This window comes from Micromonospora chersina, from assembly GCF_900091475.1.
Lineage (GTDB): Bacteria > Actinomycetota > Actinomycetes > Mycobacteriales > Micromonosporaceae > Micromonospora > Micromonospora chersina.
In genome coordinates, this window is record NZ_FMIB01000002.1 from 6,336,048 (window position 1) to 6,354,172 (window position 18,125).

At 74.4% G+C, this 18,125-nt stretch carries 20 protein-coding genes and 1 pseudogene; 10 read left to right on the forward strand and 11 right to left on the reverse strand.

Annotated elements, in window-relative coordinates:
• Positions 1 to 7 precede the first annotated feature (7 nt).
• The 5 genes from GA0070603_RS29510 (at position 8) to GA0070603_RS29530 (ending at position 3,749) form a co-directional block, all read left to right on the forward strand.
• On the forward strand, positions 8 to 1,312 hold the full coding sequence (locus GA0070603_RS29510; RefSeq protein ID WP_091320793.1) for a cysteine desulfurase: 1,305 nt from the start codon (positions 8 to 10) through the stop codon (positions 1,310 to 1,312).
• Positions 1,312 to 1,785: a Fe-S cluster assembly sulfur transfer protein SufU gene (sufU, locus tag GA0070603_RS29515; protein WP_091320796.1), complete on the forward strand. Its 474-nt coding sequence runs from the start codon at positions 1,312 to 1,314 to the stop codon at positions 1,783 to 1,785. Before GA0070603_RS29510 ends, sufU begins: the two co-directional genes overlap by 1 nt.
• Complete coding sequence (locus tag GA0070603_RS29520; RefSeq protein ID WP_341864946.1) at positions 1,782 to 2,147, forward strand: metal-sulfur cluster assembly factor; 366 nt, start codon at positions 1,782 to 1,784, stop codon at positions 2,145 to 2,147. Before sufU ends, GA0070603_RS29520 begins: the two co-directional genes overlap by 4 nt.
• Positions 2,148 to 2,369: 222 nt before the next feature.
• Positions 2,370 to 3,002, forward strand: a complete 633-nt coding sequence (locus GA0070603_RS29525; RefSeq protein ID WP_091320798.1) for a LysE family transporter — start codon at positions 2,370 to 2,372, stop codon at positions 3,000 to 3,002.
• Positions 3,003 to 3,086: 84 nt separating this feature from the next.
• Positions 3,087 to 3,749 (forward strand): acVLRF1 family peptidyl-tRNA hydrolase, encoded by a 663-nt coding sequence (locus GA0070603_RS29530; protein WP_091322419.1) that lies wholly within the window; start codon positions 3,087 to 3,089, stop codon positions 3,747 to 3,749.
• 55 nt (positions 3,750 to 3,804) lie between these two features.
• On the opposite strand, the gene GA0070603_RS29535 is transcribed toward GA0070603_RS29530, so the two are convergent.
• Both GA0070603_RS29535 and ypfJ read right to left on the reverse strand, forming a co-directional pair.
• Positions 3,805 to 4,263, reverse strand: coding sequence for an NUDIX hydrolase (locus GA0070603_RS29535; protein WP_091320800.1), 459 nt, complete (start codon positions 4,261 to 4,263; stop codon positions 3,805 to 3,807).
• A gap of 101 nt (positions 4,264 to 4,364) precedes the next feature.
• Positions 4,365 to 5,279 (reverse strand): KPN_02809 family neutral zinc metallopeptidase, encoded by a 915-nt coding sequence (gene ypfJ / locus GA0070603_RS29540; RefSeq protein ID WP_091322420.1) that lies wholly within the window; start codon positions 5,277 to 5,279, stop codon positions 4,365 to 4,367.
• A 248-nt stretch (positions 5,280 to 5,527) separates the two neighbouring features.
• Between ypfJ and GA0070603_RS29545 the strand changes: the two genes are divergently transcribed.
• The gene (locus GA0070603_RS29545) at positions 5,528 to 7,135 is read left to right on the forward strand and encodes an ABC-F family ATP-binding cassette domain-containing protein (RefSeq protein WP_091320802.1); all 1,608 of its coding nucleotides are present in this window, start codon (positions 5,528 to 5,530) and stop codon (positions 7,133 to 7,135) included.
• A gap of 6 nt (positions 7,136 to 7,141) precedes the next feature.
• Here the strand turns inward: GA0070603_RS29545 and GA0070603_RS29550 are convergent, their stop codons facing one another.
• Positions 7,142 to 7,738 carry a cadmium resistance transporter gene (locus GA0070603_RS29550; protein ID WP_244282643.1) on the reverse strand — a complete coding sequence of 199 codons (597 nt, stop codon included), beginning with the start codon at positions 7,736 to 7,738 and terminating at the stop codon, positions 7,142 to 7,144.
• A 213-nt stretch (positions 7,739 to 7,951) separates the two neighbouring features.
• On the opposite strand from GA0070603_RS29550, the gene GA0070603_RS29555 reads away from it, so the two are divergent.
• The 3 genes and pseudogenes from GA0070603_RS29555 to GA0070603_RS29565 all read left to right on the forward strand — a co-directional run bounded on the left by GA0070603_RS29555 (position 7,952) and on the right by GA0070603_RS29565 (position 11,091).
• The gene (locus GA0070603_RS29555) at positions 7,952 to 8,179 is read left to right on the forward strand and encodes a helix-turn-helix domain-containing protein (RefSeq protein WP_007462679.1); all 228 of its coding nucleotides are present in this window, start codon (positions 7,952 to 7,954) and stop codon (positions 8,177 to 8,179) included.
• Between the two features lie 46 nt (positions 8,180 to 8,225).
• Entirely contained in the window at positions 8,226 to 8,993 is a 768-nt protein-coding gene (locus GA0070603_RS29560; protein WP_091320805.1) for an enoyl-CoA hydratase/isomerase family protein, read from the forward strand.
• Positions 8,994 to 9,107: 114 nt separating this feature from the next.
• A pseudogene (locus GA0070603_RS29565) lies at positions 9,108 to 11,091 on the forward strand (ABC transporter ATP-binding protein).
• Between the two features lie 8 nt (positions 11,092 to 11,099).
• Here GA0070603_RS29565 and GA0070603_RS29570 read toward each other — a convergent pair.
• From GA0070603_RS29570 to GA0070603_RS29605, 8 genes are all read right to left on the reverse strand, one after another.
• Positions 11,100 to 11,759 carry a dihydrofolate reductase family protein gene (locus GA0070603_RS29570; protein WP_091320806.1) on the reverse strand — a complete coding sequence of 220 codons (660 nt, stop codon included), beginning with the start codon at positions 11,757 to 11,759 and terminating at the stop codon, positions 11,100 to 11,102.
• Positions 11,760 to 11,815: 56 nt separating this feature from the next.
• A complete protein-coding gene (locus GA0070603_RS29575) occupies positions 11,816 to 12,562 on the reverse strand; it encodes a helix-turn-helix domain-containing protein (RefSeq protein ID WP_244282644.1) in 747 nt (248 codons plus the stop codon).
• A 91-nt stretch (positions 12,563 to 12,653) separates the two neighbouring features.
• Complete coding sequence (gene mug / locus GA0070603_RS29580; protein ID WP_341864947.1) at positions 12,654 to 13,361, reverse strand: G/U mismatch-specific DNA glycosylase; 708 nt, start codon at positions 13,359 to 13,361, stop codon at positions 12,654 to 12,656.
• A 10-nt stretch (positions 13,362 to 13,371) separates the two neighbouring features.
• Positions 13,372 to 14,133, reverse strand: coding sequence for an SDR family oxidoreductase (locus GA0070603_RS29585; protein ID WP_091320808.1), 762 nt, complete (start codon positions 14,131 to 14,133; stop codon positions 13,372 to 13,374).
• A 42-nt stretch (positions 14,134 to 14,175) separates the two neighbouring features.
• Complete coding sequence (locus GA0070603_RS29590; protein ID WP_244282766.1) at positions 14,176 to 14,670, reverse strand: SCO6045 C-terminal-like domain-containing protein; 495 nt, start codon at positions 14,668 to 14,670, stop codon at positions 14,176 to 14,178.
• Positions 14,671 to 14,726: 56 nt separating this feature from the next.
• Positions 14,727 to 15,551 carry an MbnB/TglH/ChrH family RiPP precursor modification enzyme gene (locus GA0070603_RS29595; RefSeq protein ID WP_091322432.1) on the reverse strand — a complete coding sequence of 275 codons (825 nt, stop codon included), beginning with the start codon at positions 15,549 to 15,551 and terminating at the stop codon, positions 14,727 to 14,729.
• Positions 15,548 to 16,465 (reverse strand): TIGR04222 domain-containing membrane protein, encoded by a 918-nt coding sequence (locus GA0070603_RS29600; RefSeq protein WP_091320810.1) that lies wholly within the window; start codon positions 16,463 to 16,465, stop codon positions 15,548 to 15,550. Before GA0070603_RS29600 ends, GA0070603_RS29595 begins: the two co-directional genes overlap by 4 nt.
• Positions 16,466 to 16,566: 101 nt before the next feature.
• Complete coding sequence (locus GA0070603_RS29605) at positions 16,567 to 17,139, reverse strand: TetR/AcrR family transcriptional regulator (protein WP_091320811.1); 573 nt, start codon at positions 17,137 to 17,139, stop codon at positions 16,567 to 16,569.
• A gap of 105 nt (positions 17,140 to 17,244) precedes the next feature.
• Here GA0070603_RS29605 and GA0070603_RS29610 point away from each other — a divergent pair, with 105 nt between their 5' ends.
• The gene (locus tag GA0070603_RS29610) at positions 17,245 to 18,099 is read left to right on the forward strand and encodes a carbon-nitrogen hydrolase family protein (protein WP_244282645.1); all 855 of its coding nucleotides are present in this window, start codon (positions 17,245 to 17,247) and stop codon (positions 18,097 to 18,099) included.
• Positions 18,100 to 18,125: the final 26 nt, after the last annotated feature.

Consider the following 18,125-nt stretch of genomic DNA (forward strand, 5'->3'; position numbering starts at 1 on the left):
GCACCCGATGACCTCGATCGCGATCCCGTCGGGCATGCCGCAGTACGACGACGTGCCCCGCTTCGACGTGGCGCGGGTGCGTGCCGACTTCCCGATCCTGGACCGGGAGGTCAACGGGCACCCGCTGGTCTACCTCGACAGCGCCAACACCTCGCACAAGCCGCGGCAGGTGCTCGACGTGCTCGCCGAGCACTACGCGATGCACAACGCCAACGTGTCGCGCTCGGTGCACACGCTGGGCACCGAGGCGACCGAGGCGTACGAGGGGGCCCGGGCGAAGATCGCCGCCTTCATCAACGCGCCCAGCGCGGACGAGGTGGTGTTCACCAAGAACTCCACCGAGGCGATCAACCTGGTGGCGTACGCGTTCTCCAACGCCTCGCTGCGCCCGGACGCCGACCCGCGCTTCCGGATCGGGCCCGGTGACGAGATCGTCATCTCCGAGATGGAGCACCACTCGAACATCGTCCCGTGGCAGCTCCTCGCCGAGCGCACGGGCGCGACCCTGCGCTGGTTCCCGGTCACCGACCACGGCCGGCTCGACGAGTCCGGGCTGGACGACCTGGTCACCGAGCGGACGAAGATCGTCTCGCTGGTGCACATGTCCAACATCCTGGGCACCGTCAACGCCACCGCGCGGATCACCCAGCGGGTCCGCGAGGTGGGCGCCCTGCTGCTGCTCGACTGCTCGCAGTCGGTGCCGCACCTGCCCATGGACGTGGTCGACTACGACGCCGACTTCATCGTCTTCACCGGCCACAAGATGTGCGGCCCGACGGGCGTCGGCGTGCTCTGGGGCCGGGGCGAACTGCTCGCCGCGATGCCCCCGGTGCTCGGCGGCGGCTCGATGATCGAGACCGTGACGATGGCGCGCTCCACGTTCGCCGCGCCGCCGGCCCGGTTCGAGGCGGGCACCCCGCCGATCGCCGAGGCCGTGGCGCTCGGCGCGGCGGTCGACTACCTCACCGGGATCGGCATGCGGGCGATCCAGTGGCACGAGAAGGAGCTGACGGCGTACGCGCTGGACGCCCTCGCCACCGTGCCGGGCCTGCGGATCTTCGGCCCGAACGTGCCGGTCGGCCGGGGCGGCACCATCTCCTTCGCGCTCGGCGACGTGCACCCGCACGACGTCGGGCAGGTGCTCGACTCGCTCGGCGTGCAGGTCCGGGTGGGGCACCACTGCGCCAAGCCGGTGTGCACCCGGTTCGGCGTGCCGGCCATGACCCGGGCCTCGTTCTACCTGTACACCACGACCGAGGAGATCGACGCGTTGGTGGCCGGTCTCGAGCAGGTGCGGAAGGTGTTCGACTGATGCAGCTCGACCAGCTCTACCAGGAGATCATCCTGGACCACTACAAGCACCCGCACGGCCGTGGCCTGCGGGACGCGACGGACCCGGCCGCCCGGGTCGGCGAGGCGCACCACGTCAACCCGACCTGCGGCGACGAGATCACCGTGCGGGTGTCCACCGACGGCAAGGTGTTCACCGACATCTCGTACGACGGGATGGGCTGCTCGATCAGCCAGGCGTCGGCCAGCGTGCTGCACGAGCTGCTGCGCGGCCGGGCCGCCGACGACGCCGCCGTGGTGCACGAGGCGTTCGTCGAGTTGATGTCCGGGCGTGGCCAGGTCACGCCGGACGAGGACGTGCTCGGAGACGGGGTGGCGTTCGCGGGTGTCGCGCGCTACCCGGCCCGGGTGAAGTGCGCGCTGCTGTCGTGGATGGCGTTCAAGGACGCCGCGGCACGCGCCGGGGTGGGCGTGAGCCCGGAGGTGAAGGCATGAGCAGCGAAGAAACCGCCACCACGCCGGCGGCCGGCGGCAAGGCCGCGATCGGCGACATCGAGGAGGCGATGAAGGACGTCGTCGACCCCGAGCTGGGCATCAACGTGGTCGACCTCGGCCTCGTCTACGGCGTCCACGTCGACGAGCAGAACGTCGCCACCCTGGACATGACGCTGACCTCGGCGGCCTGCCCGCTCACCGACGTGATCGAGGACCAGGCCCGGCAGGCGCTGACCACCGGCCCGGGCGGCGGCCTGGTGAACGACATCCGGATCAACTGGGTCTGGCTGCCGCCGTGGGGCCCCGACAAGATCACCGACGAGGGCCGGGACCAGCTCCGCTCCCTCGGCTTCAACGTCTGACCGTTCCCCGGTCCGAGTCGAGCGCGACACCCTCTACGGGTGTCGCGCTCGACCCGTCTCTGGGGTGGGGACGTCCGGAAATCGGGTGGCGGGGTGGGGGAGGGGCGTGCAGGATGGGCGCGTGATCGAGGCGTACCCGAAGCAGGTTCCTGTCCGTGCGGCCACCGCCGCACGCCGACAGCGCACCCTGCCGCCGGCCGCCTCGACCCGCCGCCCACCGTCGTGACCGGGGCGTTCCTCGCCGGTCTCGTGGCCGGCTACGGCGTCGCCGTCCCGGTCGGCGCGATCGCGATTCTCATCCTCGGGCTCAGCGCCCGCACCGGTTTCCGGGTCGGCGCGGCCGCGGCGCTCGCGGTGGCCACCGCCGACGGGCTCTACGCGGCGGTCGCCGCGCTCGGCGGCGCCGGCCTGGCCGGGATCATCGCGCCGGTCGCCGGCCCGCTGCGGGTGGTGGCCGCCCTGGTCCTGCTGGGGCTCGCCGGTCACGGGCTGTGGCGGACGTGGTCCGCCCGGCGGACCCGCGAGGTCGCGGAGGCGCCGGTCGGGCGGGGGCTGAACACGCCCGGGCGGGCGTACGCGGCGCTGCTCGGCCTCACCCTGCTGAACCCGGCCACGGTGCTCTACTTCGCCGCGCTGGTGCTCGGCCGCCAGGACACCGCCGACCCGGACGGCGCGACAGCCGCGCTCTTCGTGGCCGGCGCGTTCCTGGCCTCGGCGAGCTGGCAACTGGTCGTCGCCGGTGGGGGCACCATGGTCGGCCGGGCCCTGGCCGGGCCGCGCGGCCGCCTGGTCACCGGCCTCGTCTCCAGCGCCCTGATCGCCGCCCTCGCCGTCGCCACCCTGCTGCCCGACTGAGCCACGGCGCCGCCGGCCACGCTGGGGTCCGCCGGAGCGCCGCCCGGCGACCCCGTCACGCCGGCCGTGTCGTACGGTCGGGCGGTGACCAGCCGACCCGCAGCCGGGGGCGGCCGGTGGGTCGAGGTCGACCCGGGCCGCGTCGCCCGCTGGGTCGAGGGCTTCGCCGACCGGCACGGCCCGCCCACCACGTCCGTGGAGGGGTACGGTCTGCTGCTCACCGCCCCGGACGGCGCCACCGCCCAGTTGCACACCCCGCCGGGGGCCCCGGCCACCGCCGACGTGCCCGGGTTCGTGGCCGCGGCCGGCGCGCCCCGCCGGCTGGGCCTGCTGCTGGCCCGCAAGGGCGCCGTGGCGGTCGGCGTCGCCGACGGCCCCGACCTGGTCGTCTCCAAGGTGGACACCCGGTACGTGCAGGGGCGCACCGCCGCCGGCGGCTGGTCGCAGCAGCGCTTCGCCCGGCGGCGGGACAACCAGGCGAAGGCGGCGCTGGGGGATGCGGCCGAACTGGCCGTACGCCTGCTGTTGCCGGAGGCGTCCACCCTGACGGCCCTGGTGTGCGGCGGGGACCGGAAGGCGGTGGACACGGTGCTGGCCGACCGCCGGCTGGCCCCGCTCGCCGCCGTGCGCGCGGAACGGCTGCTCGACGTGCCCGAGCCCCGGCACGCGGTGCTGGTCGGCGCGGTGGCCGCGGCCCGCGCGGTGTGGATCCTGGTCCGCGACCCCGAACCCGACGGCGCCCGCTGACCTCACCCCGGGTGTTCGGCGAGGCGACCAGCCTTGCCCCGGAGTCGTGCGCGGATCAGCTTCCCGCCGACGCCAGCCAGGCCGGGTCGATGCGATCCAGGAACTCGTCCTGATGGTCGGCAAGGCGGCCGGCGAGCGGCAGCGGGACGAAGCGGCAGGCGAAGCGCAGCCCGCCGTCCTCGCCGTCGCCTGCGACCCGGTGCGCCCAGTCGCCGGCCGTTCCGCCGGTCACCAGGAGCTGGACGTACGTGGTGCGCCGGGCCCGGCCAGTCACCGGATGCGGCCACTCGCTGACGCCCAGCTCGGCGACCGCCTCGACGCCGGTCAGCCCGGTCTCCTCGGCGACCTCGCGGACGGCCGCCCGGGCCGGGGTCTCGCCCGGTTCCATCCCGCCCGCCGGGACCTGGGTGCCCGCCTCGGGAAAGTCGACGTGGTCGAAGACGAGCAGCTCGGGGCCGTCCGGAGTGCGTCGGAGGACGTACGCGGCGACCCGGAGTCGGGGTGGGAGGGTCATCCGGACATCGTGCCCCGGCCGGGCCCGCCGGTGTCCCCGGACACGGCGGGACCCCGGCGCCGGGGTGGTCGCCGGGGTCCGCGGGTGCGGTCGGTCGGGCGTTACAGGGTGCCGCCGAAGGTGTCGCAGGCCTTCGGGTCGCCCGTGGAGAAGCCCTTCGTGAACCACTGCTTGCGCTGCTCGGAGGTGCCGTGGGTGAACTCGTCCGGGTTCACCGGCCGGCCGGAGCGCTGCTGGATCGCGTCGTCGCCGATCTTCTCGGCGGTGTCGATCGCCTGCTGGATGTCCTGGTCGGTGATGCTCTTGAAGATCTTCTGGCCCTGCTCGTCGGAGGTGCCGGTGGCGTTCTTCGCCCAGGCGCCCGCGTAGCAGTCGGCCTGGAGTTCCAGCTTCACCGAGAGCGCGTTGGCGTTCTGGGGGTCGCGCTGCTGCTGGCGGCGCATCTGCGCCTCGGTGCCGAGCAGGTCCTGCACGTGGTGCCCGTACTCGTGGGCCAGCACGTACGGCTGGGCGAACTCGCCCTCGGCGCCGAGCTGGTCGGCCAGCAGCCGGTAGAAGGTGAGGTCGATGTAGACCAGGTCGTCCGCGGGGCAGTAGAACGGGCCCACACCGGAGTCGGCGGCGCCGCAGCCGGTGCTGACGTTCTGGCTGAAGAACACGGTCTTCGACGGCTTGTACTGCTCGCCGAACACCTCCGGCATCGCGGTCCGCCAGTACGCCTGGATCGAGTTGACGTAGAGGGTGTTGCGGCAGTCGAGCTGCTTCAGCGCGTCCTCCGCCGAGCACTTCTGCTCCAGCGAGGTGTTGTCGCCCTGCTCGGAGCCGCCGCCGTTGGTGGCCGCGTTCAGCCCGAAGCCGCCGCCCACCAGGGCGACCAGTACGGCGATGATGAGACCCACGATCCCGCCCCGGCCGCCGCCGATCGGGATCGGTACGCCCATCCCGCCGCCTCCGCCGGACCCTCGCCGATCCTCCACCTGGCTGGTGTCGACCCGCGCGTTCTCGTTCAGCTCCATGTTGACCCCGATCACCGAATAATCCGTATGTGGTGGTTGCGGTACCGGACCGGGTCCGGACGAGGTTTCCGGTACCCGATGATCTTGCGCGGTAATCCGGCGGGGTGTGCGGGGGCCGCCCGGTACACTTGGCTCGTGCTGCGCTGCGAAGGCTGAACGGCCCCGCGCCGACGGGAAGTGATGACCCGCCGGCGCTTTCGCGTGCCCTGAGTCAGCCTTCGCCGAACCCCGAGAGCGAGTACCTCGAAATGATCACTGCCACCGGCCTGGAACTGCGCGCCGGTTCCCGGATCCTGCTGTCCGACACCACGCTGCGGGTGCAGCCGGGTGACCGGATCGGCCTGGTCGGCCGCAACGGCGCCGGCAAGACCACCACCCTCAAGGTGCTGGCGGGGGAGGGGCAGCCGTACGCCGGGCAGCTCGACCGGCGCAGCGCCATCGGCTACCTGCCGCAGGACCCGCGGACCGGCGACCTGGACGTCACCGGGCGGGACCGGGTGCTCTCCGCCCGCGGGCTGGACGTGCTCATGGCGCAGATGAAGGAGCTGGAGGCGAAGCTCGCCGAGGGCGCCGACGACGAGCGGCTGGTGCGCCGCTACGGCGCGCTGGAGGACCAGTTCGCCTCCCTGGGCGGCTACGCGGCCGAGGCCGAGGCGGCCCGGATCTGCGCCAACCTGGGCCTGCCCGACCGGGCCCTGGCGCAGACCATCGGCACCCTCTCCGGCGGCCAGCGCCGCCGCATCGAGCTGGCCCGGATCCTGTTCCGCGACGCCGGCGAGAACGGCGGCGGCATCCTGCTGCTCGACGAGCCGACCAACCACCTCGACGCCGACTCGATCACCTGGCTGCGCGGCTTCCTCGCCAACCACAAGGGCGGCCTGATCGTGATCTCCCACGACGGGTCCCTGCTGGAGGCGGTCGTCAACAAGGTCTGGTTCCTGGACGCCACCCGCTCCGTCGTCGACGTGTACAACCTGGGCTGGAAGGCGTACCTGGAGGCGCGGGAGACCGACGAGCGGCGCCGCCGCCGGGAGCGGGCCAACGCCGAGAAGAAGGCCGGCGCGCTCAAGGCCCAGGCGGACAAGATGCGGGCCAAGGCCACCAAGACCGTCGCCGCGCAGAACATGGCCCGCCGCGCCGAGAAGCTGCTGTCCGGCCTGGAGGACGTCCGGGTCGCCGACAAGGTGGCGAAGGTGCGCTTCCCCACCCCGGCGCCGTGCGGCAAGACGCCGCTCACCGCCTCCGGCCTGTCCAAGTCGTACGGGTCGCTGGAGATCTTCACCGACGTCGACGTGGCGGTGGACCGCGGCTCCCGGGTGGCCATCCTGGGCCTCAACGGCGCCGGCAAGACCACCCTGCTGCGGATGCTCGGCGGCCTGCTGGAGCCGGACACCGGCGAGGTGCGCCCCGGGCACGGCCTGCGGCTCGGCTACTACGCCCAGGAGCACGAGACGCTGGACGTGGAGCGGACCATCCTGGAGCACATGCGCAGCGCCGCGCCGGACCAGACCGACACCGACCTGCGCAAGATCCTCGGTGCGTTCCTCTTCTCCGGCGAGGACGTGGACAAGCCGGCGGGGGTGCTCTCCGGCGGCGAGAAGACCCGGCTGGCGCTGGCCACCCTGGTCTGCTCCGGCGCGAACGTGCTGCTGCTCGACGAGCCGACGAACAACCTCGACCCGGTCAGCCGCGAGCAGGTGCTCGACGCGATCGCCCGCTACCCGGGCGCCATCGTCCTGGTCACCCACGACCCGGGCGCCGTGCTGGCGCTGAAGCCCGACCGCGCCATCCTCCTGCCCGACGGCGACGAGGACGCCTGGTCCGACGACCTCCTGGAACTGGTCGAACTGGCCTGACCTCCGTCAGGGGAGCAGGCGGGGGAGGACGCCGGAGGTGGTCAGGATGATCGCGCCCAGGGCGATGAAGACGGTCGGCACCAGCCAGTGGCCGGCGCGGCCGACCAGGGCGACCACCCGGGGGTGGCCGCCCAGCGCGGCGGCGACCGCGCACCAGACGGCCACCAGGGCGGCGAAGACGAGCAGCCAGACCAGGCCGGCGGCCGGGTCGAGGGAGCGGAACACCGGCACGTAGACGGCGATGTTGTCGGCGCCGTTGGCCACCGTCACCCCGGCCACGCCGAGCAGGGTGCCGACCGCGGCCGGGGGCTCGTCGCCGTCGCCGTCGCGGGCCAGGAGGGCGCGGACGCCCAGCGCGATGGGCAGCAGCCCGAGCAGGCCGGTCCACGGGTCGGGCACCACGAGCAGCCCGGCGGCGACCACCACCGCGACGCCGACCAGCGCGCCGATTCCCGCGTACTGACCGGCGACGATCTGCCAGGGGCGGGGCCGGCCGGTGCCGCGGGCCGCCACGAAGAACACGGTGAGCACGACGATGTCGTCGATGTTGGTGGCGGCGAAGACCCCGGCGGCGGCGGCCGCCGTGGCGAGCAGGTCGATCACGCGACGCAGCGTACGGGTCGGCCGGCCGGGCCGCCCCTCATGATCCAGCCGGACGGCGCCGGCTGACCGGTCAGAAGGATCACTCTATCGGGAAGCTGACATTGCATAGCGTGTCGGTTGGCGAATAGTTGATATCTGGCGCATGATCGTTCGAGGCGGTCTAATAGGTGGGACCGTATCCGAACCGCACAGTCTGGGACGTGAGGAATCAGCATGGCAGCCACCGGCACAGCCACCAGCACTGAGAAGGGTCGCCGGATCGTCGGGGCCGAGCGCCAGACGCTCGCCAAGGACCTGGTAAAGCGGTACACCTCGGGTGAGAGCATCCGTGCGCTCGCGGCCTCGACCGGCCGTTCCTACGGGTTCATCCACCGGGTGCTCACCGAGTCCGGGGTGCAGCTGCGGCAGCGCGGCGGCGCCCGGCGCCGGAAGAAGGCGTGACCCGCCCCCCAGCGTCGTCCATCAGCGCCGTGCTCCGGGTGGTCCGGTGACCGCCGAGACGACCGGAGTGCGACTCGACTGCGACGGGCCGGTCGCGACGGTGACGTTGTGCCGGCCCGACGTGCTCAACGCCCAGACCCCGGCGATGTGGCGCGCGATGAGCGACTTCTCCCGGGATCTGCCCGGCGACGTCCGCGTCGTCGTGGTGCGCGGTGAGGGGCGGGCCTTCTCCGCCGGCCTCGACCTGTCGGTCGCCGGCTCGTCCGGCCCGGGCTCCTTCGCCGAGCTGTCCACCCTGCCCGAGCAGGAGTGCGCCGACCGGATCGCCGAATACCAGGGCGGCTTCACCTGGCTGCACCGGCCGGACGTGATCTCGATCGCCGCCGTGCAGGGTCACGCCATCGGCGCCGGCTTCCAACTCGCCCTCGCCTGCGACCTGCGGGTGCTCGCCGAGGACGCCAAGTTCTCCATGGCCGAGGTGACCCTCGGCCTGGTCCCCGACCTGGCCGGCACCAAGCGCCTCGCCGAACTGGTCGGCTACTCCCGGGCGCTGGAGATATGCGCCACCGGCCGGCGGATGGACGCCGCCGAGGCGGACCGGATCGGCCTGGCCACCCTGGTGGTGCCCGGCGCCGAGCTGGACGGCGCGGTGCGTGACCTGACCGCGGGCCTGCTCGCCAACAACCGGGACGCGATCGTGGAGATCAAGGCGCTCCTGGCCGGGGCCGGCGGGCGCACACACGCCGAGCAGCAGCGGGCCGAGCGGGAGGCGCAGACCCGGCGGATCCGCGACCTGGCCGGGCGGGGCGAATAGTAAGGACCGTTCGGGAAGATCCGGGTTACTCGCGAGGTTGTCGTAGTCGTCGGGAGAATTGACCCCGACGGTCCACGGCTGCCGACGACCCGGAGGTGACGAGTGTCCAACCCGATGGCCGGTGGCGGCATGGGCGGCTGGAGCATGCTCCGGTCGATGCGCAACCGCGACGAGATCTCCACCCACCAGCTCAAGCGCGGCACCGCCAAGCGGATCGTCGCGTTCGCCCAGCCCTACCGGCGGGACATCGTCGTCTTCCTGATCACCGTGGTGATCGCCGCGGTGATCGGGGTGGCCACCCCGCTGCTCGCCGGTGACGTGATCGACGCGATCGCCGGCGGCGGCCCCGACGCGGGCGCCACGGTGGTCCGGCTCGCCCTGATCATCGCCGCGCTGGCCGTGGCCGACGCGCTCTTCTCGCTGGCCCAGCGGTGGTATTCGGCCCGCATCGGCGAGGGCATCATCCTCGACCTGCGGACCCGGGTCTACGACCACGTCCAGCGGATGCCGCTGCAGTTCTTCACCCGGACCCAGACCGGCGCGCTGGTCAGCCGGCTCAACAACGACGTGCTGGGCGCCCAGCGGGCGTTCACCTCGACGCTGTCCGGGGTGGTCAGCAACGTCATCCAGCTCGTGCTCACCGCCGGGGCGATGCTCATCCTGTCCTGGCAGATCACCGTGCTGGCGCTGGTGCTGCTGCCCATCTTCATCATCCCGGCCCGCCGCGTCGGTCGGCGGCTGGCCGAGATCACCCGCGAGTCGTACAACCTCGACGCCAAGATGAACGCCACGATGACCGAGCGGTTCGGCGTCGCGGGCGCCCTGCTCGTCAAGCTCTTCGGCTCGCCCGAGGTGGAGGCGGCCCGGTTCGCCGGCCGGGCCGAGCGGGTCCGCGACATCGGCATCCAGTCCGCCATGTACTCGCGCACGTTCTTCGTGGCCATGCTGCTGGTCGCCTCCCTCGCCCAGGCGCTCACCTACGGGCTCGGCGGCTGGCTCGCCGTCACCGGCGCGGTGAGCGCCGGCACCGTGGTCAAGCTGGCGCTGCTGCTCACCCGCCTCTACGGCCCGCTCACCGCGCTGTCCAACGTCCGGGTCGACGTGATGAGCGCGCTGGTCTCCTTCGACCGGGTCTTCGAGGTGCTCGACCTGCGTCCGGGCATCGAGGAGAAGCCCGACGCCGTGCCGGTGCCCCGGGGCAACGGCCGGGTCGAGTTCCGCGACGTGCGGTTCCGCTACCCGAGCGCCGCCGAGGTCTCGCTGGCCTCCCTGGAGGAGGTCGCCGCCCTCGACCGCACGGTCAACGAGCCGGTGCTCAAGGGCGTCTCGTTCGCCGTCGAGCCGGGCCAGATGGTGGCCCTGGTGGGTCCCTCCGGCGCCGGCAAGTCGACGCTCTCCATGCTGATCTCCCGGATCTACGACGTGAGCGACGGCCAGGTGCTGGTCGGCGGCGTCGACGTCCGCGACGCCACGCTCGCCTCGCTGCGCGACGAGATCGGCGTGGTCACGCAGGACTCCCACCTGTTCCACGAGACCATCCGGGGAGAACCTCCGCTACGCCAAGCCGGACGCCACCGACGACGAGATCTGGGCCGCGCTGGCCGGCGCGCAGGTCGCCGACCTGGTCCGCGCCCTGCCCGACGGGCTGGACACCACGGTGGGCGAGCGCGGCTACCGCTTCTCCGGCGGCGAGAAGCAGCGCATCGCCATCGCCCGGCTGCTGCTCAAGGCGCCGTCGATCGTGATCCTCGACGAGGCCACGGCGCACCTCGACTCGGAGAGCGAGGCGGCGGTGCAGCGGGCGCTGTCGGTGGCGCTGACCGGGCGTACTGCGCTGGTGATCGCGCACCGGCTCTCCACGGTCCGCGACGCCGACCAGATCCTCGTCCTCGACGAGGGGCGGATCGTCGAGCGCGGCCGGCACGACGAGCTGGTCGCCGTGGGCGGCCTCTACGCCGAGCTCTACCGCACCCAGTTCGCGGTCACCGACTCGCCCGCCCCGTACGCGGACCAGGAGCAGCCGGAGCCGGTGGTCACCACGGTGCCGGTCGGCACCTACGTGGCCCAGGAGGCGCTGCCCCCGGCCGCCGCCAACTAGGGCGGACGTCAGGCGAGGACCGTCGCCGAGCGCCCGTCGTCGACCGTGTACGCGCCCGCGGCGATCGCGCCGAGGTTCGTGGGGCGGAGGGTCAGCGAGACGATGCCGCCGGGCAGCACACGCGAGTTCTCGTCGGCGCCGGCGAACGTCGCGGGCGTCGATCCGTCCGGGAACAGGCGCTTCCCCGTGCCGACGACGACCGGGAACTGGAGCAGCCGGTAGACGTCCACGAGTCCCGCCCGGTGCAGCGCCTGCACGAGCTTCCAGCTCCCGTGCACCTGGAGTTCCCGGCCGGGAAGCTCCTTGAGGCGGCGTACCTCCTCGGCCGGGTCACCGCGGAGGACTGTCGTCGGCTTCCAGTCGGCTTCCTCGTCGGTGAGCGTGGAGCTGACGACGTACTTCGGCAGCGTGTTGAGCCTGCCGGCGATCAGGTCGTCAGGCTCGGTGACCTTCGGCCAGTACCCGCCGAGCAGGCCGAAGCTGGTGCGGCCGAAGAGGAACGCGTCGGCCGCACGGAACCAGCCCTCGACCACCTCGTTGGTGTGCGGCGAGGCGTGCGGAACGAGCCACCCGCCGCGGTCGAAGCCGCCGGAGCGGTCTTCGTCGGGGGCTCCGGGTCCTTGCATGACGCCGTCGAGACTGACGAAGGTGTTGACGCTGAGCAGCACGGTTCTCCCCTGAACTCGGGTCGCGGAGCCGGCCGGGTTCGGCTGGCAGACGGACGCTAGCTGCCGGGCCCGGGGTGGGTCTTGTACAGGAACGACGTCGCGGCAAGGTGGCCCGCCCGCAGCTCACGTGCCGTGTGCCCGACGTAGCGGCGCAGCGCGTGCGCGAGATGGGCCTGGTCGAAGTACCCCAACGTCTCGACGGCCGCGCGCCAGTCGAGGCCGTCGCGCAGCATCGTCGCCGCGGCGTTCGCGCGGTCGATCTGCCGCACGGCGGTCTGCGACAGGCCGGTGACCGCTCGGTGGCGACGCTGCCGGGTTCGCTCGGTCGGGCCGGCCCCGGGACGCCCGGCCACCCGCTCCTCGTCCCCGAGACGCGACCGCACCAGCAGACCCGCGTGCTGCAGCCGCCGGACGAAGTGCTCGACGTTGTCGAACGTCGGCGCTTCCCAGTCCTCGCCGCCGATGACGATCCGGCCCGATTCGGTCACGGGGAACGGCACGTACCCGTCGACGATCGAGGCCGCGGGATGCGGCCGGAGAACCGCGCCGAATGCGAACCGGACCCCGAGGAACTCGGTGCCCGGCGGGACCGGTGCCGTGGTCGCCCTGGTCTCCGGCCCGCGCAGCCCGGCGAGCAGGCGACCCCGCGTCCGCGAGAGGATCAGATGCCAGCAGGTGCGCGCCGCGGACGTCATCGTCTCCTCCGCGTCGGAGCGGGTGCGCCACACGCGGTCGACGAGGCTCACGTCGATCTCGGTGTCGCGATGCTCGAAACGCAGGGCCATGACCTTCTCCGCCTCCAACCTGCCGAGGTTCCCTCCCGAGGCTAGCGAGGTCGATGACCAGGACCGAAACGTCCCGCACGCGCGAGGGCAGGACCAACCCCGCGGCCGGCTAACCGGCGACCGCGGCGCGCAGCTCGCCGAAGGCCGCGCCGAGCGTCTCCGGGGTGAAGTGGGCGTTCAGCCCGCTCGGGTTGGGCAGCACCCAGAGCCGGGCCGCCGCGAGCGGTTCCGGCTGCGGACCGAAGCCCGCCTTCGGCCGGGCGAACCCGATCCGGTACGCGGTCACCCCCACCACCGCCACCCAGCGCGGCCGGTAGCGCGCCACCTTGGCGGTCAGCTCCCGCGCGCCCTCGACCAGTTCCGCGGCGGTCAGCTCGTCGGCGCGGGCGCTGGCCCGGGCCACCATGTTGGTGATGCCCAGCCCGAGCCCGGGCAGCTCGTCCTGCTCGCTGGGGTGCAGCTGGCGCGGGGTGAAGCCGCCCCGGTGCAGCGCCGGCCAGAACCGGTTGCCGGGGCGGGCGAAGTGCCAGCCGGTGGCCGCCGACCACAGGCCCGGGTTGATCCCGACGAACAGCACGTCCAGCCCGGGGGCGATCACGTCCGGCAGCAGCTTGTCGGCCGCCGCGGCGAGCTGCTCCTTCGTCGGCCGGGGATACCGCCGCCCGGCCGCCGCGCCCGGCCCGGCCGCGCCGCGCCGCGTCGAATCCGGCCGAGCCGCCTCGGGCCGCGCGGCGGCCGGCCGAGCCGCCTCGGGTCGCGCGGCGGCCGGCCCAGCGGCCTCGGGCCGGGCGTCCCCGGGCCGGCGTCGTCCCGTCACCGGCTCGCCGTCACAGGCCGCGCAGCGCGCCGCCGTCGACCGGCACGGTGATCCCGGTGACGTAGCCGGCGGCGGGGGAGAGCAGGAAGGCGGCCACCCGGCCGAACTCGGCGGGGTCACCGATCCGGCCCAGCGGGATCGACGCCTCGGCCTCGGCCCGGGCCCGCTCCGGGTCGCCGGCCGCGGCCAGGAGCTCCCGGTTCCGGGCGGTCATGATCCGCCCGGGCAGGAGGCTGACCACCCGTACGCCGCGTGGGCCGTACTCGTCGGCCAGGTCCTTGGCCACGCCGGCCAGGCCGGGACGCAGGCCGTTGGAGATGCCGAGCCCGGGCAGGGGGCCGCGGACCGAGGTGGAGAGCACCAGCCCGATGGCGCCGCCGTCGGTGAGCGCGGCGGCCACCGTGCGCGCGGTGCGGACGCTGCCCAGGAAGACCGTCTCGAACGACTCCCGCCACTGCTCGTCGGTGATCTGGGCGGCGGTGCCCCGGGGCGGGCCGCCCACCGAGATCAGCGCCCCGTCGAGCCGGCCGAACCGCTCGCGCGCCGCCGCGACCAGGCGCTCCGGGGTGCCCGGGTCGGTGAGGTCGGCGGTCAGCCCGACCGCCCGCTCCGGCCCGCCGAGCGCCTCGACGGCGGCGGCCACCCGCTCGGGGGCGCGGGACGAGATCACCACCCGGGCGCCGTCGGCCACGAGCTGCTCGGCGGTGGCGAAGCCGAGGCCGTCCGAGGCGCCGGTCAGCACGTACACCCGGTCGGCGAGTCCCAGATCCATGAGGCCGATCCTGCCGTACCCCGGGTGGGCCTGCCACCGCTCTCAGCGCGGCGCGGGCCGGAGCAGGCGTACCCGGCCGGCGAGCTGGGCCGCGACGGCGCCGCCGGCCCGGGCGACGGCCGGCAGTCGGCGCGGGCGGGGGGCGGTGCGGCCGTCGTAGCGGCTCGCCGCCTCGCGGACGGCCAGCTCCTCCGCGCCCAGCGGTGGCAGCGTGCCCCGGTCGCGCAGCTCCCGGGCCAGGTCCCAACCGTCGCGCAGGGAGCCGTTGGTGGGCCGGCCGGCCGCCCAGCCGGCGAAGGTGGCCGCCCAGGCGTCGCCGAGGCCGGCGGCGAGCAGCGGCCAGTGCCGGGCCACGTCGCCGGCCCGCTTGCGCAGCAGCGCCCGCCGGGCCGCCTCGACCGGCGCGGGGGCGAACCCGCCCGGCAGCGGACCACCGGCCACCAGCGCCGCGACCAGTTCCGCCTGCCGCGCGGCCAGGTCGCCACCGGCCACCGGTCCGCCGGGCGCCCGGAGGCGGCTCCCGCCCGGCGCGGCCAGCTCCCCGCCGCTCACCGGGCCGCCGGGAGCGCCCGGCGGGGTCAGGTCCCCGCCGCTCACGTGACCACCGGGTACCCGGAGGCGGCGGCCAGGGCGTCCAGCTCGCCGCGCAGCTCGGCGGCGGGCGGGTAGTGGCCGTCGCGTTCCAGCAGCAGCGCCGGGGGCCGGCGGCGGCCGCACAGCTCGCCGACCAGGTCGAGCACCTCGGCGGGGACCGGATCGGTGTGCGTGTCGTGGTAGAAGCCGCAGTGCTCGGCGCCGCCGGCCACGTGCACGTAGGCGATCCGGTCCAGCGGCAGCCGGTCCAGCAGGGCGGCCGGGTCGCCGCCCCGGTTGCGGGCGTTGGCGTGCACGTTGGCGACGTCGAGCAGCAGCAGCGCCCCGGTGGCGTCGAGGATCTCGGTGAGGAAGTCGGCCTCGTCCAGCTCGTCGTCGGGCCAGTCGAAGAGGGCGGCGATCGGCTCCAGGGCCAGCGGCACCGGCAGCTCCGCCTGCGCCCGCCGGACGTTGGCCACCACGGCGGCCACGGCCTCGCGGCTGCGCGGCAGCGGCAGCAGGTGGCCGGCCTCCAGGCCGCCGGCCCGGACGAACGCGATGTGCTCGCTGACCAGCGGCGCGTCCAGCGCCGCGGCCACACCGGCCAGGTGCGCCACCCGGGCCGGTTCCACCGGTTCCGCGCCGCCGAGGGAGAGCTTCACGCCGTGGGGTACGACGGTGACGCCGCGCCCGCGCAGCTCGGCCAGGCCGTCGGGGAGCGGCCCGGCCGGGGCGACCGTCTCCGCGACCACCTCGACGAAGCGGAGCCCGGGCAGGGCGGCCACGAAGCCGGCGATCTCCGGCCGCCACCCGATGCCCACGCCGGACGGGCCGGCGGTCGTCATCCGCCGCACCCGCCGCCCCCGCAGCCGCCACCGCCACCGCAGGAGCTGCCCCCGCCGCAGGAGCTGCCGCCCCCGCAGGAGCTGCCGCCTCCGCCCGAGCTGCCCGAGCTGCCGCTCGCCCCCATGGCCTGGCGCTGGATCTCGGCCTGCTCGGCGAAGCCCGGGTCCATGCTCCACAGGGTGGCGGTGCCGAACAGCGCGACGCCCATGGCCGCGTCGGACGGGCCGTAGGTGGCGTACGCCGGTGCGGCGGAGGGGCGCAGCCAGGTGTGCTGGCGGCGCAGCTCGCGCAGCGCCTGGTTGGCCGCCCGGGTGCGCCACGGCACCCGGTTGAGCAGCAGGAACGCGATGAAGAGCGGCACCATGGTGAGCAGGAGCCAGCCGGCGGGCCGGCCGTTGGAGATGCCGACGAAGGCCCGGACGAAGCCGAGCGCCAGCAGTGCCCCGACCAGCAGCGATCCGCGGCGCAGCGACGCCCGCCGCTCCTTGTCCAGCGCCAGGCCCCGCCGCACCAGACCGTCGCGCAGCTCGTCGAGCGCGCGCCGGACCCACTCGTCCCGGCTCAGCTCCCGGGAGCGCAGGCCCCGGCTCGCCGCGTGGTGGATCGCCTGGTCCAGGGGGGTGACCCCGGCCGGCAGCGGGCCGCCGGTGGTGAGCCGCCGGTCGGGACGTACGCCGACCGCGCCGGCGCGGCGCAGCCCGCCGAGCGCGGTCCAGACGGCGAGCTGCTCGCCCCCGTTGAGGTACGCGGCCTGCTGCGGCCCGAGCGGCCCGGCGCTCTGCACGGGGGTGCCGGCCAGCGCCCGCCGGCGGTACACCAAGGCGCCGGCGACCAGTACGACGGCCGCCACGAGGTACCAGCGGAGGAAGACGGGGCCGGGGATGCCCCAGGTGTCGCCCGCGAGGACTGTCATGCTCTGCTCCTGTCGCGAGGGGGTCGCGGCTCATTGTGGAGCAGGTGCGCCAGCGCTGATCTTCCCGGCGGGTCGAGTTACCGGACCGAGACCCGGGCCGGTCAGTGCCGGCGAACGGCCTCCTCGACCAGGTCGAGCACCCGGCCCAGGTCACCGGCGGGACGGCCCATCGCCAGGTGCAGCACGAGCCCGTCGTACGCCAGCTCCAGGAACTGGGCGAGCACGTCGATCGGCACGTCGTCGCGGAGCACTCCGGCCTCCCGCTGGCGCAGCAGGCGTTCCCGGGTGGCCTCGGCGATCGCGGCCGAGCGTTCCGCCCAGCGCTTGGCGAACGCCGGGTCGGTGCGCAGCCGCCGGGAGACCTCGAGCTGGCTGCCGAGCCAGCCGGTGGTGTCCGGGGAGATGGCCCGGGCCAGCAGGTCCCGCATGACCTGGACCAGGCCGTTGCGGGCCACGGTCTCCACCATGACGGCGGCGTCGTCCTCGGCCACGGCGAGGAAGAGCGAGTCCTTGTCGCGGAAGTGGTGGAAGATCGCGCCCCGGGACAGCCCGGTGGCCTCCTCCAGCCGGCGGACGGTGGCACCCTCGTAGCCGTGCCGGGCGAAACACGCCCGTGCGGCGCCGAGGATCTCCTGTCGGCGCGCGTCGAGCTGGTCCTGGCTTACTCTGGGCACGTCACGATCGTTCCAGGTGGACCCGGCCGATGCAAACCGTACGTACGGCTTGAGATGCGGTTTCGCATGATCCGCCCAGTCCGGCCCGCCGGTTACCATCCTCCCGTGACCCAGGCCGTGCCCCTCCCCACCCGCCCGCTGACCGTGGCCACCGTGCAGGCCGAGCCCGTCCCCGGTGACGTCGCCGGCAACGCCGCCACCGCCGCCCGCCTCGTCGGCCGGGCCGCCGGCGCCCGGGTCGTGGTGCTGCCCGAGCTGTTCCTGCCCGCGTACCACCCGCCGGTCCTCGGCGCGGACCCGGCCGGCACCGACGTGGCCGCCGGCGCCGACGGCCGGGTCGACGACCCGCGGCTGGACCCGCTGCGCGCGGCCGCCCGCGACGGCGCGACGAGCGTGGTGATCGGCGCGGCCGTCCGCCACCCCGACCGCCGGCGCACCATCTCCTCGCTCGTGGTCGACCCGACCGGCGCGGTCACCGTCGGCTACGACAAGCAGCAGCTCTGGAGCGGCGAGCGCGAGTTGTTCGTCCCCGGCCGGCGGGGCGCCACCCTGCTGGTCGACGACTGGCGGTTCGGCCTCGGCATCTGCTACGACGGCTGCTTCCCGGAACACGGCCGGGCCGCCGCCGACGACGGCGCGCACGGCTACCTCTGCCCGAGCGGCTACCTGGCCGGCTCCGAGCACCGCCGCGACCTCTACTACGCGGCGCGCGCCCTGGACAACACCATGTACGTGGTCTTCGCCAACTCCGTCGACGGCGCCGACCCGTGGCGGTTCAACGGCGGGGCGGCGGTCTACGAGCCGGAGGGCCGGGCGCTGGTCCGGGGCGCGGACACCGGCGAGGACGTGCTGGTGGCGACCCTCGACCCGGCGGCCCTGGGCGCCACCCGGGCGGCGCACACCATGCTCACCGACCGCCTGCCCCACCAGGGGCCCGCCCGGGCGACGCTCGTCGGCTGAGGGCCCGGTGCATTGGGCCCTGTCGG